General features: G+C 34.6%; 9 protein-coding genes. All 9 read left to right on the top strand.

What is annotated here, in order from left to right; all coding sequences use genetic code 11:
- The first annotated feature begins 405 nt into the window (after positions 1–405).
- The 9 genes from OIU80_RS17440 (at position 406) to nagA (ending at position 17241) form a co-directional block, all read left to right on the top strand.
- On the top strand, positions 406–3843 hold the full coding sequence (locus OIU80_RS17440; protein WP_264288258.1) for a SusC/RagA family TonB-linked outer membrane protein: 3438 nt from the start codon (positions 406–408) through the stop codon (positions 3841–3843).
- A gap of 17 nt (positions 3844–3860) precedes the next feature.
- A complete protein-coding gene (locus OIU80_RS17435; RefSeq protein WP_264288257.1) occupies positions 3861–5324 on the top strand; it encodes a RagB/SusD family nutrient uptake outer membrane protein in 1464 nt (487 codons plus the stop codon).
- A 95-nt stretch (positions 5325–5419) separates the two neighbouring features.
- Positions 5420–6340 carry a dihydrodipicolinate synthase family protein gene (locus OIU80_RS17430; protein WP_264288256.1) on the top strand — a complete coding sequence of 307 codons (921 nt, stop codon included), beginning with the start codon at positions 5420–5422 and terminating at the stop codon, positions 6338–6340.
- A 71-nt stretch (positions 6341–6411) separates the two neighbouring features.
- Positions 6412–7542 carry a galactose oxidase gene (locus tag OIU80_RS17425; RefSeq protein WP_264288255.1) on the top strand — a complete coding sequence of 377 codons (1131 nt, stop codon included), beginning with the start codon at positions 6412–6414 and terminating at the stop codon, positions 7540–7542.
- A gap of 143 nt (positions 7543–7685) precedes the next feature.
- Positions 7686–8918, top strand: coding sequence for an MFS transporter (locus OIU80_RS17420; protein WP_264288254.1), 1233 nt, complete (start codon positions 7686–7688; stop codon positions 8916–8918).
- Positions 8919–9047: 129 nt separating this feature from the next.
- Complete coding sequence (locus OIU80_RS17415; RefSeq protein WP_264288253.1) at positions 9048–11141, top strand: GDSL-type esterase/lipase family protein; 2094 nt, start codon at positions 9048–9050, stop codon at positions 11139–11141.
- A 294-nt stretch (positions 11142–11435) separates the two neighbouring features.
- A complete protein-coding gene (locus tag OIU80_RS17410; RefSeq protein ID WP_264288252.1) occupies positions 11436–12623 on the top strand; it encodes an AGE family epimerase/isomerase in 1188 nt (395 codons plus the stop codon).
- Between the two features lie 282 nt (positions 12624–12905).
- Positions 12906–16106: a LamG-like jellyroll fold domain-containing protein gene (locus OIU80_RS17405; protein WP_264288251.1), complete on the top strand. Its 3201-nt coding sequence runs from the start codon at positions 12906–12908 to the stop codon at positions 16104–16106.
- Positions 16107–16116: 10 nt separating this feature from the next.
- On the top strand, positions 16117–17241 hold the full coding sequence (gene nagA, locus OIU80_RS17400) for an N-acetylglucosamine-6-phosphate deacetylase (RefSeq protein WP_264288250.1): 1125 nt from the start codon (positions 16117–16119) through the stop codon (positions 17239–17241).
- Positions 17242–17494 lie beyond the last annotated feature (253 nt).

Here is a 17494-nt window from a genome sequence, read left to right as displayed (position 1 = left end):
TATTAATACTCCTCTTTTATACATCTCATTTATAACTGTTTTTAATTACATTAAAAATGAGAATCGTTAATAAAAAAATTTACTACTCTAATATTATTTCTGCAAGGATATTGAACTAACCTATCAATATTTAGCTGACAGATATATTATTATTGGAAAGATACTATCTTGAAAAATTAATTAAATATACGTTCTCCAGATTAAAGGAAGTTTGAAGAACATTAACTATAAGACATATATAAAAAGGAAACACCCTTTTACAAGAAATTCATTTGTCATCTAAAAAAAAAGCCAGCAGGTCGAGAAAACGTTGCTGGCTGAGATTCTTAACAAAAAGAATAACGATTAGAAATCAAATAAATAAACCACGAAGGAAAATTATTACTAACTAACCATTACAAAAGTATGAATTTATTACCAAAAAGTAAGCCTAAAAATTTTAGACTTACATCTAAGTTCGTAGATGTTATGAAATTAACATCTGTTTTTCTACTCGCCTTAACTGCACAAGAGGCGTCGGCAACAGTATCTACAAAAACTATTTTAGCCTCAGAAAAAAATGTAATTACTAAATTAAACCCAATTCAAAAAAAGGTTACTGGAACTGTAACTAATGAAAAAGGAGAAGCTTTGCCTGGTGTAAATATTGTTGCTAAAGGAACCAATATTAGTACACAAACCAATTTTGATGGTACTTTCGTTATAGAAGTACCAGATAATATTACTACACTATTAGTATCTTATATTGGTCTTCAGGATCAAGAAGTAGCTATTAGTTCAACATCACTTACTATTGTTCTTAAAGAGGTAGGACAACAAATGAATGAAGTTATTGTAGTAGGATATGGTTCTCAAAACAGAAGAACATTAAGTACTGCCGTTTCTAAACTTGACAAAAAAGTTTTAGAAAACGTACCATATTCAAATGTGACTCAGTCGTTACAAGGAAACGTTACAGGTTTAGTAGTTCGTACATCATCTGGACAACCTGGTAAAGCATCAAATATTTTAGTGCGTGGAGGTACATCAATCGATAATCCATCTGGAGCTACTCCTTTATATATTGTAGATGGTGTTATTCGTACTCAAATCGACGATATTAACTCTGCGGATATTGCATCGCTTCAAGTATTAAAAGATGCTGCTGCAACATCAATCTACGGCGCAAGAGCTTCTAATGGTGTAATTATTATTACAACAACAACTGGTAAAGCGGGCAAGCTTAAGATTAGTTATAATGTATCAACCCAAAGTAGTCAAATTGGCAAAAAATACAATTTCATGGATGGTGGAGAGTATATTAGACTGCAACGTTTAGGTTTATACAATGCAGCCGAAATTGCAGGATTGAACACAACAACTGGTATTGCAAGATTAGGTCAGCTAACAGGAGCAACTCCAGCCGGAACAGGTAACAACCTACAAAATAACACTCCGTTTGCAACCTTATTAAAATCTAATTTGTCAGCAGAAACAGTTGGACAATTACAAGCAAAAGGCTGGCAGGAAATAGCAGATCCTCTTAATGCTAATAATACAATTATGTACAAAAGCACCAATTGGAATGACGTTTTATTCCAAAATGCAATTACTCAAAATCATAACCTTGGTTTTAGTGGTGGTACCGAACGCGGTGTTTTTGATTTAAGTTTAGGCTATTTAAAAGGTGATGGTATTACCATATTTACAGGATATCAAAGATTTACAAGTAAATTAAACGCTTCTTTAAAACTAGCAGATAATTTCACAATTAATGGTCGTGTATTATTCTCAAAATCGAGCAATAATCAAGTGGTAGCCAATAGTGTTGTTTTCAACAGGTATTTAGGAAACTCTCCTACTACAAAATTATACTTAGAAGATGGTACTCTTGCTCCTGGGCAAAATAACATCAACGGAAATCCATTATATCAAATGGGCAAAGTAAAAGGAATAAATGAAAACAATAAATTACAAATGAGTGTTGATGGAGATTTAAAAATCACAAAAGATTTAACTTTCACTCCATCGATGTCACTTTATAATGAAAATGAAAACGATAACACATTCCAACAAGCCTTTTTAAGCGGTAGCAATGGTTTGGTAGATAATACTCGTACTGCAACCAGATTAAGTAATCAAATAGCACAAGTTCAGTATGAAGCCGTTTTATCTTATACTAAATCATTAGAAACAATTGGTGATATCGATGCCAAATTGGGAGTTTCTAAATTCGATAGAACAATAAAATCTTTTAATGCATCTGGTAAAGGAAGCCCTTCAGATTTGGCTCAAACTCTAGACTCTTCTCCAATACCAATTTCCGTTTTTAGTAACAATACAAAACTAGTTTTAAATAGTGTTTTTGGTCGTGTAAATTATGATTACAAAAGCAGGTATTTTGCGACAGCATCATTCCGTTACGATGGTTCATCAAGTTTAGGACCAGATAATAAATATGGTTTTTTTCCTGGAATATCTGCTGGATGGAATATCCAAGAAGAAAAGTTTTGGGGGAAAGTTGCACCTAAATTTGTTTCTTCACTTAAACTTCGTGGAAGTTATGGTGTAAATGGTAACTTAGGAACATTGGGAGATTTCCAAGCAGGAGGATTATACTCAGGAACTACAAATGGACTTCCTAATAGTTACAATGGGCAATCGGCAATTATAAACTCTCAAATTGCAAACCCAGGTTTAAAATGGGAACAATCACAAACTATAAATGGAGGTTTTGATTTAGGATTAAACGAAGACAGAATTAGAATTATTGGAGATTTCTACAATAAACTAACATCTGATTTATTGACAAACTTAACACTTCCTTCTAATAGTGGTTTCTCTACAGTTTTAACAAACCTTGGGGGATTAAGAAGTAAAGGTTTCGAATTAGAACTTATTGCAAATGTTTACAACCAAAATGATTTAAAAATTAATGTTGGAGCAAACGTTTCTCACAATAAAAATGTTATCGAAAAACTTCCTTTCAATGGAAATTTAAATAATAGAATTGGTGGAACCGAAATTTGGGATGCTGGAAGTGGTACTTACAAATTTGTTGGAGGATTACAAGAAGGACAAAGAATTGGAGACTTCTATGCACACAAACAATTATACATCCTTTCTACTCAAGCCGAAGCAGATGCATACAATGCAAAAGTACACGATACTTATGTAACTAAAACAGCAGGTGGAAACAACCCAACAGGGAAAAAATTTGCTGGAGATGCTGTATTTGAAGATACAGATAACAACGGAATCATCGATAGTAGAGACAGAACTTATATGGGGAATATGTTCCCGAAATTTACGGGAGGTTTCAACTTTGATGCTTCTTACAAAGGATTCTCAGTAACAGTAAGAACTGATTATTCATTGGGATCTACGATTTACAACGAAGCAAGAGCACGTTTCCTAGGACAGTTTCAGGGTAACTACGGATTATTGGCAGAAAGTTCTCAGTCTTGGCAAAAAGAAGGAGATATTACAGATGTGCCTCGTTACCGTTGGGCAGATCAAACCAATCAAAATAACTTATTCCGTTCAGAAGCTAGTGGAGCAGGTTATAATACCAATATGTTTCAAGGAAATAGCCGTTACTACGAAAGTGGAGATTACCTATGTATAAGAGAAATCACATTTAGTTATAACCTTCCTAAGTTACTTGTTGAAAAAGCAAGATTAACAGCAGTACGTGTTTATGTAACAGGAAGTAACTTATACTACTTTACTAAATACAGCGGTTTAAGTCCAGAAGTACAAGGTATCGATGGAGGTTCTAGTTTAGGACTAAGCGCGGCCGGTTCAACAGGTACTTATCCTGTTCCTAGAAATATTATACTTGGTTTAAATATCACTTTGTAAATTTTAATACTAAAATCATGAAAAAGAAAATTCTTTTATACACAATACTTTTTACTAGTCTTTCTCTATTTAACTCATGTCAGGATGATTTAGAACTAACATCTGATAGTGTTATTACCACAGATAATTTCTGGAAAACTGAAGATGATGCCAGAGCTGGTGTAAACGGCATGTACGTTAACTTTAGAACTCAAACCCAACAAAGCTATTATTTATTGGGAGGAGCTAGAAGTGCCGAAATAACTACTGGTGTACAATCTCCATTGACTCTGGCAAATTATTACAACAACAACCTTACCCCATCAAACATAGATACAGACTGGGCTGGTTTATATACAGTAATACATCAGGCGAATTTAGTTTTAAAATATGTTCCGGGTATACAATTTAGCCCATCAACAGTAAATGAGCAAAAAAGATATATTGCTCAGGCATATACCATGCGTGCATTGGCTTATTTTATTATGGCTCGTTCTTGGGGGGGTGTACCAATTGTTACCAAACCAACTGAAAACACCAATCAATCTGAATATATTGTTCCGCGTAATACAATACAAGAAACATTTGCTTTTATAAAATCGGATATCGACTTGGCAATTGCTAATTTTCCAGATGCAAACAACAATACGACGCAACTATCGCTTCCTTCTGTTTATGCATTAAAAGCTGATGTAAACTTATGGACAGCCAAACAATTAAATGGTGGACTTACTGATTTAAATACCGCTTTGGCAGCAATTAATGCAATACCAACTGCTCCCTCTTTATTACCAAATTTTAAAGATGTTTTTGCTTACGACAAAAAAGGAAATGCCGAAGTATTGTTTGCCATTCGCTATTCTCTAGCCGATTTACCTTCAAATTTATCAGACAACTGGAACTCGTTTATGTTTGTAGGGCCAAGTGATTTTGCTCCATTAACAGCTGCAACAGCGATAGCAACATTTGGAACTTTAGGATCTGGTGCAGGTAATGCAGGAATTTCGAGAGTACAGCCAGATATCACAAGATTTAACTTTACATCGACTGATACAAGAAAAAATGCTACTTATTTAACCTTATACAATGGACCTACTCCCGTAGTAACTGGTTTGGTAAAATATAACGGAACTGTAGATGGTACAACAAGAAGATTTGTAAGTGATATTATCATATACCGTTGGGCAGATGTATTATTAATGAAAGCCGAAATTAAAAATGCTTTAGGTCAGGACCCAACTACAGAAATGAATTTAGTAATGAAAAGAGCAGATGCTTCAGCTTCATTTACAAATGCTTCACAAACTGCAAATGATGATGTGATCTTAAATGAGCGTTTAAAAGAATTAGCGTTTGAAGGGAAAGCATGGTGGGATTTAGTTCGTTTCAATAAAACAAGCTTAGTACCATCAATGACAGCTAATAAAGAAATCTTATTTCCTATATCTCAAAATACTATTAATTTCAATCCAAAAATTGTTCAAAATCCACTTAGTAAATAAGATATTAAGAACTATAGTTTAAAATTAGACTGGGAATTTAAAAGTTTCCAGTCTAATAAAACAAAGCACTACAAACAACTAAAAAAAATAAACTCATGAAAATCGAACACTTACAAGGTCTTATTTCAGCACCTTTCACCCCATTTGACAGTAACGGAAAATTAGATGTAAGCCTAATTCCAGCCTATTATACTTTTTTAAAGAAAAACAAAATTACAGGTGCTTTTATTAATGGATCAACAGGAGAAGGCGTTTCGATTACATTAGAAGAGAAAAAAGCAGTTGCACAAGCTTGGGCAGACTGTTCTAATCATGATGCCGATTTTAAAGTAATGGTATTTCTTGGCGGAACTTGTTTAAGCGATTGCATCGACCTAGCAAAACATGCTTACGAAATAGGATTATACGCCGTTTCATTAACAGCGCCATTTTATTTTAAACCCGCAAATGTCGATATGCTTGCAGAGGCTTGTATCCAAGTAGGAAAAAGTGTTCCTAACATGCCATTTTATTACTACCACATTCCAGTATTAACAGGAGTTAATGTAGCTATGTTTGATTTAGTGAGAGCATTAGATGGTAAACTTCCCAATTTTGCAGGAGTAAAATATACCCATGAAGATTTTATGGATTTCCAAAGTTGCATGAGTTATGAAAATGGGAAATTCGATATGCTTTGGGGACGTGATGAGAATATGTTATCAGCCCTAGTATTAGGAGCTAAAGGTGCTGTAGGAAGTACGTTTAACTATGCAGCTCCATTGTATTATGATTTAATTGATGCATTTAATACCAATGACTTAGTTAAGGCACGAGTTTTACAACAAACATCAATTAACATGATTCGATTGTTAGGGAAATATGGAGGAATCTCTGTAGGGAAAGCATATATGAAATTGGTAGGACATAATCTAGGCGAATTTAGATTACCAGTTAAAAACATGTCAACCGAGCAATTTGAGTTATTCAAAAAAGATGTGGAAAGTTTAAATTTCAATGATTTTAAATCAAAATAATCTTAGTTCGTTTTCTCAAAACAAATACTATGAATAAATCCTTTTTTTCACTAATCCTTACCTTTTTTATTATGTCAACAACAGTTGGTTATTCGCAAAAAACAAATATTAGCCACGTCGAATGGAAAAAAGCAGCGCAATTGCTAAATGCAGATGGAAGTCTGTCATTAGGTTTTGCAGGTCCAATTAATGGCATTAGCAATGATGCATTGATTGTTACTGGTGGTGCAAACTTTCAGGATAAAATGCCATGGGAAGGAGGAAAAAAACATTATTCAAAAGAAATTCATGTATTACAGAAAAATGGTAATGAATACAACTGGAACAAAAACGTACTAAGTACTTTACCAGAACCAATTGCTTACGCCGGAAATACCTCAACAAGTTTAGGAGTAGTTTATGTAGGCGGAGAAAATGAAAACGGACTTTCGAATAAAGCATATATATTAAATTGGAATACTGATAAAAACGAGGTTGAAACCAAATCTTTACCAGATTTTCCGATTTCTGTTACCAATATTGCCCTTACACATATTAATAATGTTGTTTATGCAATAGGTGGCGATGAAGCAAAAAAATCTTCTGATTTAGTTTTTAGCATCGATTTAAATAATGCTAAACCCGAATGGAAAGCCTTACCTAAATTACCTTTCGCTTTAGCAAATGCAATTGCTGTAGTACAAAAAGATAAAAATGAAACTAACATTTATATTGTAGGCGGAAGAACTAAAACGGCATCTGGTATAAGTGATCTACACAATACTACTTTTGCTTTTAACTTAAAAAAACAAACTTGGAAAAGTCGCGCCACTATATCTAATGGAGAAAACACAACTAACTTTTCGGCTGGCGCAGGAGTAGCTATAGGAAATGAATATATTTTAATTCTTGGTGGAGATAACGGAACTACATTTCATAAAATCGAAACGTATTTATCCCAGATTGCACAAGCCAAATCTGAAGAAGAAAAATCAAAACTTATCGCCGAAAAGAACCTATTAAATACGACACATAAAGGTTTTTATAACGACGTTCTGCTGTACAATACACTAACCGATAAATGGTTAAAAATTGGCGAATTGCCTTTTCTTGCTCATGTTACCACAACGGCAACAATATGGGATGATAAAATTGTTTTATCTAATGGAGAGATAAAGCCTGGGGTACGTACACCAGATGTAATGTTGGGAACAGTGAAATAGCTTTGGCTTAAACAATTTAAAACATAGTGCTTTTCGTTTTATTTTTAAGTAAAACACCTGATTAACCACCAGTGAAAAAAAACTATGTTTCTATGTATTATCAAAAAAACTAAAAAACTAAAGATTTTAAAGCATATCAAAATATGAAAAACTCTAAATATTATCCTTGGGTAATAGTAGCGTTGCTATGGATTGTAGCATTACTAAACTATATGGATAGGCAAATGCTGGCTACCATGAGACCCTCTATGGAAGCTGACATTCCTGAATTGGTTTCGGGCGAAAACTTCGGACGCTTAATGGCTATATTTCTTTGGATCTATGCTTTAATGAGCCCAATATCAGGTATTATAGCCGACAAACTAAACCGAAAATGGTTAATTATCGGAAGCTTATTTGTTTGGTCGGCAGTAACCTACGCCATGGGATATGCAACAACCTACAATCAAATTTATTGGTTAAGAGCACTTATGGGAGTTAGCGAAGCTTTATATATTCCTGCAGGATTATCATTAATTGCCGACTATCATCAGCAAAAAACCAGATCACTAGCCATAGGTATTCACATGACAGGGCTTTATGTAGGATCAGCTTTAGGTGGTTTTGGAGCAACAATCGCTGCAAAATATTCTTGGCATTCTACCTTCCATCATTTCGGTATTGTAGGTATAATTTATTCAGTGGTTTTGGTTTTCTTATTAAGTGAGAAAAAAGTTTCGGAAGTAAAAAGTGTAATTATAAAAGAGGAAGGCTATCCATTATTTAAAGGTTTAGCATTATTGTTTACTAATATCTCCTTTTGGGTAATTTTATTTTATTTTGCCATAATCAGCTTACCAGGTTGGGCTACCAAAAACTGGCTGCCTACCCTATTCTCAGATAATTTAGGAATTTCAATGGATCAGGCAGGTCCCTTGGCAACAATTACAATCTCATTCTCATCCTTATTAGGAGTAATCTTTGGTGGTATTTTATCAGACAAATGGGTACAAAAAAATATCAAAGGCAGGGTTTACACCAGTGCAATAGGTTTGAGTTTAACCATCCCTGCATTGATGTTAATTGGTTTCGGCGATTCACTATTTCATGTAGTAAGTGCAGTATTGTGTTTTGGGATAGGTTACGGAATGTTTGATGCCAATAATATGCCTATCATTTGTCAGTTTGTATCATCCAAATATAGAGCAACTGCCTACGGAGTACTTAATATGACTGGAGTTGGTTGCGGAGCATTAGTAACATCATTATTAGGAAAATCTGCTGATACAGGAACTTTAGGTTTTGGTTTTGCACTAATGGCAGGAGTTGTTTTGGTAGCACTAATAGTCCAAATAAGTTTTCTTCGTCCCAAAGTCAATGATTTTATGGATGCATAGCATTAATTAGTTCACCCCTTTTTTAAGTTTAAAATAATTAGTTGGCTTTTGTTTTTTATAAGCTAGGGCGGAGCCTTGCGTTCTGCCCAGCTTATACTAAGCATTATTTTAAAAAATATCTAAGAAAAAATGAGTACAAAAAAACGATATTTATTTTTATACCTGCTTTTAATTTCAATGCTTTCAAATCTTGAAATTGTTGCACAACAAGCAATAAAAAAAATTGCATGTATTGGCGATTCAGTAACGGCAGGTTATCTCTTAACCAATGCTACAACCGAGTCCTATCCGTCGCAACTTCAGGTTTTGATGGGAAATAAATATGAGGTAAAAAACTTTGGGCATAGCGGAGCAACCCTTTTAAAGAAAGGAAGTACACCTTATTATAAAACGGCAGCATGTGCTCAGGCAATAGCATATAGCCCAGATATTGCAATTATTCATTTGGGATTAAATGATACCGATCCTAGAAATTGGCCTAATTATAAAGAAGATTTTGATGCCGATTATTCTTGGCTATTAGATACTTTAAAAAAACAAAATCCAAATGTAAAATTATACATCTGTCGGATGACTCCGATATTTAATGAGCATAAACGTTTTAAATCGGGAACCAGAGATTGGTTTTGGCAAATACAGGAACATATTGAAGAAATTGCCATTGCTAATAAAGTAAACCTAATCGACCTTCACGAAAATTTATACAATCGTCCCGACCTATTCCCAGATGCTTTACATCCCACAACAGAAGGAGCGACGATTCTGGCACAAACCGTTTATGGAAATATAACTCAAGATTTTGGAGGATTACAATTGGCACCCATTTTTACAGATAATATGGTATTGCAACGCAACCAGCCGATAGCAATTTATGGCAATGCCAATGGTGGCGACAAAGTAGAAATAACTTTAAACAATCATAAAGAAGTTGTTACAACCAACCTATACGGAAAATGGAAAGCTTCTTTTCCTGCTATGAAATCTGGAGGAACACATCAAATAAATGTCTCTTCTAATGGGAAATATTTAGTTCTAAAAAATATACTAATTGGCGATGTTTGGTTTTGCTCTGGACAATCAAATATGGCATTCCCGCTGCAAAAATCTGAAAATGGAACTGCCGAAGTTAAAAACGCCATCAGCAATACAAGCCTTCGTTTACTCAACTTCAAAGTGATTCAGGAAACCGATGATATTGCTTGGGATTCTACCACTTTGGCAAAGACCAATCAATTAAAATACTTCTCAGGAAAATGGGCAATAAGTGATTCTATTAGTGCCAAAGATTTTTCGGCAATAGCCTATTATTTTGGGCAACATATCATTCGCGAAGAAAACATACCAATAGGATTAATACAAGTTGCAGTAGGCGGATCTCCTATAGAATCCTGGATAGACCGATATACCTTAGAACATGATGATAAAGTAGTCGATGTATTGACCAATTGGCGCAAATCTGATTTTATCATGCCGTGGGTTAGATCTCGTGCCGATGTAAACTTAAAAAATGCCACAAACCCGAAACAACGACACCCTTACGATCCTTCTTATAATTATGAAGCAGGCGTAACTCAATTTACCCAATTCCCGATAAAAGGAATTCTTTGGTATCAAGGAGAAAGCAACGCCCACAATGTTGAATTATACCAACATTTACTGCCAACATTAGTACATAGTTTGCGCAAAGCATGGGGAACTGCCCTACCCTTTTATTACGTGCAATTATCGAGTATCGATCGTCCAACATGGCCATCGTTTAGAGATATGCAAAACAAAATACAAAAAGAAATCCCAAATAGCGGTATGGCAATTAGCATGGATTATGGAGATTCTACCAATGTTCATCCTATCAAGAAAAAACAAATTGCAGATCGTTTGGCACTTTTAGCCTTACGTAATACCTACGAAAAACCTGTAACTGCAAATGGACCATCACCTTTAAAAGCAATTCAAAAAGGAAATGTAATCGCAATTTCTTTTACAAATACAAAACAACTAGCTACAGCAAATAAAAATGAAGTACTAGGTTTTGAATTAGTAACCGAAAAAGGAATTCGCATCGAGAGTAAAGCAACAATTAGTGAAAATCAAATCTTAATTGATATTCCAAAAAACGAAAAGATAAAAACAATTTTATATGCATGGAAACCATATACGACAGCCAATTTGGTAAACGAAGCCAACTTACCGTGTTCTACTTTTAAATTAAAACTAGAAAAATAAAACACGAATTGAAATCTGTTTAAATCTAGGTCATCTGCGTGCTAAAAAAATAACCACATAGAAACATAGATTTAAAAATTACAGATTGAAGAAAATTTTAGAAAACCCTAATTTTTTCACATAGTCTTGAGATTTTATTCTAAGTGAAATGCCTACTTAACTATTGACAAAAAGCTATGTTTCTATGTGTTAAAAACAAAAATTAAATACGCACAAAAACATCAATAAAATAAAAATTAATACGAAATCAACACTGAGTGAACATAAAATCACGAAGTATAAAACATATATAAAATGAGCTATTCAAAAACTGATTTAATAAACTTAAAAGATTTCTATCAGAACCAATTACTAAATGATACGATACCATTTTGGTTCCCTCATTCGATAGACACCAAATACGGAGGGTATTTATTAATGCGTGATAAAAACGGCGATTTAATCGATGATGATAAATCAGTATGGTTTCAAGGGCGGACTGCCTGGCTGCTTGCTACCCTTTACAATACGGTTGAACCAAAACAAGAATGGCTGGAAGGAGCTAAATCGGGTATTGATTTCTTAAACAAATATTGCTTCGATACCGATGGAAGAATGTTCTTTCATGTAACCAGAGATGGAAATCCGATTAGAAAACGTCGTTATTATTTTTCAGAAACATTTGCTGTAATTGCCATGAGCGCTTATGCAAAAGCTAGCAAAGACGAAGCAATTGCTGAGATGGCACGCTCCTTATTTGGAGAATGTATAAAATATTCGACCACTCCTGGTTTATTAGAACCTAAATATACTTCCGTTCGCCCATCAAAAGGAATTGGTTCACCAATGATTATGATTAATACAGCACAACAACTAAGAGAAACCATTGGAGACCCTCGTTGTGACGAATGGATTAGCAAATGGATTGCCGAAATCGAGCGTGATTTTGTAAAAGACGATATAAAATGCGTCATGGAACAAGTGGCTCCAGACGGATCTATAATAGACCATATCGATGGCCGTACCTTAAATCCTGGACATGCTATTGAAGGGGCTTGGTTCATACTACACGAAGCAAAATACCGAAATAATGATCCGCATTTAATAGCATTAGGTTGTAAAATGCTTGATTATATGTGGGAACGTGGTTGGGATAAAGAACATGGAGGAATTTTATATTTCTGTGATGTATATGGTCAACCCGTTCAAGAATATTGGCAAGACATGAAATTCTGGTGGCCTCATAATGAAGTTATCATAGCTACCCTTCTAGCTTATACAATGACCGGTGATGAAAAATATGCTAAATGGCATAAAATGATTCATGAATATGCCTACAGTAAATTCCATGATAAAGAAAACGGAGAATGGTTTGGGTACTTACACAGAGACGGAAGCATTGCTCAGACTGCTAAAGGAAACCTTTTTAAAGGACCTTTTCATTTACCGCGCCAAGAATGGTATTGTACACAAATACTCAACGAATACTTAGAAAAAAACTAACTGAACTCATTAGGGCTAAACAATTTTAACACATAGGAACATAGTTTTTAGAATAAAAAAAAGACGTTCCACTCAAAATAAACCACGTTGAACTATACAAAAAGTCATGATTTCAAAAAAAAAATAACTAAAACTTCGACTTTAAATCTATGTTCCTATGTGTTTACTATTTTTTCACCCCGTCAGATTAACCTGACTTCTCAAATGAGCAGTACTCCATCAAGTTATTCGAGATTAAAACCTTACGCTTAACTAACCAATTTTAACCAAATATTAAAAACTATGAAAAATTTATTACTCTTTTTTTGTTCGTGTTTTATATGTTTATACTGCATAAGTATAAAAGCACAAAATGGTAAGGTTTTAAACCTCGATGGAATTTCTACTTATATGACGGTAGCAGATCATGCTGATTTAGACTTTGGCTCAGGTCAAAATAAAACAATTACCTGTTGGATAAAAACAACAATGACAACAGGAACACCCCGCATTTTTGCCAAAAGAAATGGGTCAACTGGCAACGGCTATGAACTATGGACAGGGAATGGTGCAAATGCTGGTAAGTTTGCAATGAATATAAGCGGCACAGGAACGCCTGCTAATATTAGCACCGCTGGATATTCACCAAACTCTATTGCCGATGGTACTTGGCATCATATCGCTATGGTAATAGATGCTTCAAGCAATAGAACCGTTTATGGTTATATAGATGGTGTTTTAGCAAATACAGCCAAAACATTCACCTCTGTTACTTCCGATTTTTCTAACGTCTTAAACTTTGTTGTAGGTGCTACATCTGATACTGGAAATAGCTACAAATGGGCTGGGCAAATAGATAACATTCGTGTTTGGAATAAAGCTATGACAGCTACAGAACTACAAACAGATATGTCTGCAATTATTAATACACCTACAACTGATCTTCTTGCAGCGTGGAATTTTGAAAACATAACTGGCAACTCTGTTCCCGATGTTTCTGGAAACAACCATACAGGAACTCTTTTTGGATCTCCAACAACTTCCAACGCTTTTCCGATGGTGCTTACATTAGATGGAATAAACGATTATATGTCGGTAGCTAATCATAGTGATTTTAATATCATAGCAGGGCAAAGTTTGACTGTAACGTGCAAGATAAAAACAGGAGATTCTGCTAAGCGAATTATGAGTAAACGACCTAATGGCGCCGGAATAGGATATGAATTTATCAATAACTCATCTGCAAGTGGCGGACAATTTGGAGTTAATTTAACCACAAGTACAGGAGCTGCAGGGCCTCCTTATGGTACATCAAATATATCCGATAATGTTTGGCATCATTTAGCAATGGTTATTGATGTTGCTACAACAAGTTGTAAAATTTATGTAGATGGTGTTTTACAACAAACCAAAATAACAGCAAATATAGGAGGTACAAGCACAGTAACTAATACAGGAGATTTATTATTCGGGACTGTCAGTAATTTTGCATCGTATATGAATGCACAATTAGATGATATTCGCTTTTGGAACAAGGCAATGACAGCCACAGAAGTTCTTACTGATAAAACAACTATTATAACAGGAACAGAGACTAACTTAATTGCTGCATGGGATTTTGAAAATATAAATGGAGTAACAGTTCCCGATATTTCAGGTCATAACCATCCTGGTACATTAAATAATGGAGCTGCGGTAATTGCTCAAACAAACGAAATGCATATCAATTCAGTATCCTTAGTGCAAACCGAATTACCAACAGGTTTAGGAGATGTTAACCAACGAATCATTGCAGTAAAGGTATCTGCCACTGGCGCACTTAATCCGCTTACAGTAAATACTCTAAAATTTACAATGGCGGGAACAACCAATACTGCCGATGTTACCAATATCAAGATTTATACTAGTGGAGCAAACGCACTTTTTAACCCTGCAACAGCTACATTATTTGGAACTATTGCTCCTGCAAATGGCAATCTGGTTGTTAATGGATCGCAGGCATTACTATCTGGCGATAATTATTTCTGGATAGCATACGATGTTGCAGCCAATGCAACCGAAGGAAACATATTAGATGCTACTTGCGAATCTATCATTGCTAATAACATTACTTACACTACTGTGACTAATACAATTGCAGGTAATCGCGTGATCTTATTAGCTAATACACTTTTATTTACACCCGGAGATGCCGGTTCATCTAACTATCGTATTCCAGCAATTGTAACTGCTGCCGATGGTTCACTTGTAACCGTTACAGATAAAAGATGGAATCACGCAGGAGATTTGGCTGCCAAAATTGACCCAGTCGTACGTCGTAGTACTGATAACGGAAAAACTTGGTCGGCACCATTAACTATAGCCAATTTTGGAGCCCCAACCGGAGCGGGGGATGCAGCATTAGTTTTGGATAAAACTACTGGCGAATTAATATGTATCGTTTCCGCCGAAAAAGGCTTTTTTGCATCAACAAATGCAACACCAGCAAAAGTTTTAGTAATTCACAGTACTGATAACGGAATAACTTGGGGAGCACCTGTAGATATTACCAATCAAATTTATGGTCCAAATCCTAACTGGAAAGGATTATTTGTTGCCTCTGGAAGAGCACACCAATTGCGTGACGGAAAAATTGTTGCTGCAATTGCTGTAAGAGAAGATGTGTCAGGAATTGAACGTATTAATAATTATATGATTACTAGTGCTGATCACGGAGTTACATGGTCAGCATCTACAGGAAGAGCCGAACTAGATGGAGATGAAGCCAAAGTCGTAGAATTAAACAATGGTAATATCATGATAAGTATTCGTAATTCGGGAACACGCCGATTTAACATTTCTACAAACAAAGGCGCAACTTGGGGAACAGCATACAACCAAACGAGTATAACAGATCCTAATTGCGATGGCGATTTTATACGCTATACTTCTACCTTAGATGGGTATGATAAAAATCGTTTATTGCATTCTATTCCTTTTGCAGGAAGCCGCAAAAATGTTAGTGTACAACTAAGTACCGATGAAGGAACGACTTGGGGAGCACCTAAAACTATTTTTTCAGGAGCCTCAGCATATTCAAGTTTAACCATATTGCAAGACGGTACAATTGGTATTTATTATGAAAACGGAGAAAACTCAACATACCAAATGTACTTTGTACGTTTCAGTCTTAACTGGTTAACAAACGGAGCAGATACATATCTTCCTGCAGATAATCCTTCGCTGGGTATAGAAACAGGAAAAACTCCAGCTAAAGACCAAAAATTTAGTATTACTTTAGAGCCAAATCCAATAGATGATTTAGTAAAAATTAAAAGTAACAATGCGAAGGGAACAGTAAGTGTTAAAATATTCGATTTATCGGGTAAAATTATACATACTGAAACTATAAAACCCAACAATACAGAAATTACATTTTCATTTGGAAATCAAGCACAAGGGATTTATATTTTAAAAGCAAATGATGCTAATTCATCTATTAGTAGTAAAATTATAAAGAAATAAAATTATAAAAATGAAACAAGCCATTATCAATACCACTGTACATACTGGTGAAGAAATAATTAATAACGGTGTTATTATTATCGAAAATGGAACTATAATTTCGGTTCAAAAAGAAATTCCAAATGATATTGAAACGATTGATTTACAAGGAAACCACATTGCAGCAGGATTTATCGATATTCAAATAAATGGAGGAGAAAAACATTATTTTAGTCAAACCCCTACCGAAGAAACAATACAGGATATATACGATTCAAGTCTAAAATATGGAACAACTCATGTGCTCCCTTGTTTGATATCTTCATCTAATGAAACCATTCTACAAGGGATCGAAGCTGTTCGTAATTACAAACAAAAACATAATAATGGTGTAATCGGAATGCATCTTGAAGGACCATTTTTAAATCCTTTAAAACGTGGTGCTCATAGTATTGACCAAGTCCGAAAACCAACTAATACAGAGCTTGAAGAAATTATACGCCTTGGAAAAGATATTATAAAAGTAATCACGATTGCCCCAGAATGTTTTACCGATGAACAACTAAATATGCTGTTAGAAAGTGGCATTGTGATTTCGATAGGACATTCAACAATTACTCACAAAGAAGCGCAAGTTTATTTTTCGAAAGGCATAAAACTTGTAACTCATTTGTTCAACGCTATGACACAATTTGGTCACCGCGAACCTGGTTTAGTTGGAGCAACTCTTGAAAACGAAAATGTATATGCTCCAGTAATCTTGGATGGTGCACATTGTGATTATGCTGCAGCAAAATTGGCTTACAAACTAAAACAAAATAAATTTTTCTTAATTAGTGATGCTACATTTTTAGGACGAAAAGTTTCCAATTTTAAATGGGATAATTTTGATGCACATCTAGAAAATGGTTTTTATAGAAACAATGATGGCAATCTCGCTGGCGCAACAATCTCAATGCAGGAAGCTGTACAAAATGCCTACAACCATTTAAACGTATCTGCAGATGAAGCCATAAAAATGGCTACTAGCCATGTAGCAAGTGCCATTGGTATGGAAAACAAACTAGGTAAAATAAAAACTGGATATCCTGCAAGTTTTGTCAAATTCAATGCTGATTTATCAATGATAGAAACATTAAATTTTAATACTATTTAAACCATAACCCTAAGATATTCTTTATTCTTCATTTCTAAAATCATAAGCAAAAACACAGAGTCATAAAAAAGTTTCCCCTGAAAATTAACTCTGTGTTTTTTGCATCTTTAAAAGAATTATCAATAAGAAATTTAACTTAAACTAACTTCTTAACGCAATACCATAAAATAGATAAAAGTAAGATCTGTTTAAACCTGCGTGCTAATAAATAACCAACTCAAATAAACCAAAAATGGAAATCGATACAGAAACC

Origin of the sequence: Flavobacterium frigoritolerans (assembly GCF_025847275.1) — a bacterium.
Taxonomy (GTDB): domain Bacteria; phylum Bacteroidota; class Bacteroidia; order Flavobacteriales; family Flavobacteriaceae; genus Flavobacterium; species Flavobacterium frigoritolerans.
Note: the sequence above shows the minus strand (reverse complement) of the source record. Positions and strands in the feature narration are given on the sequence as shown.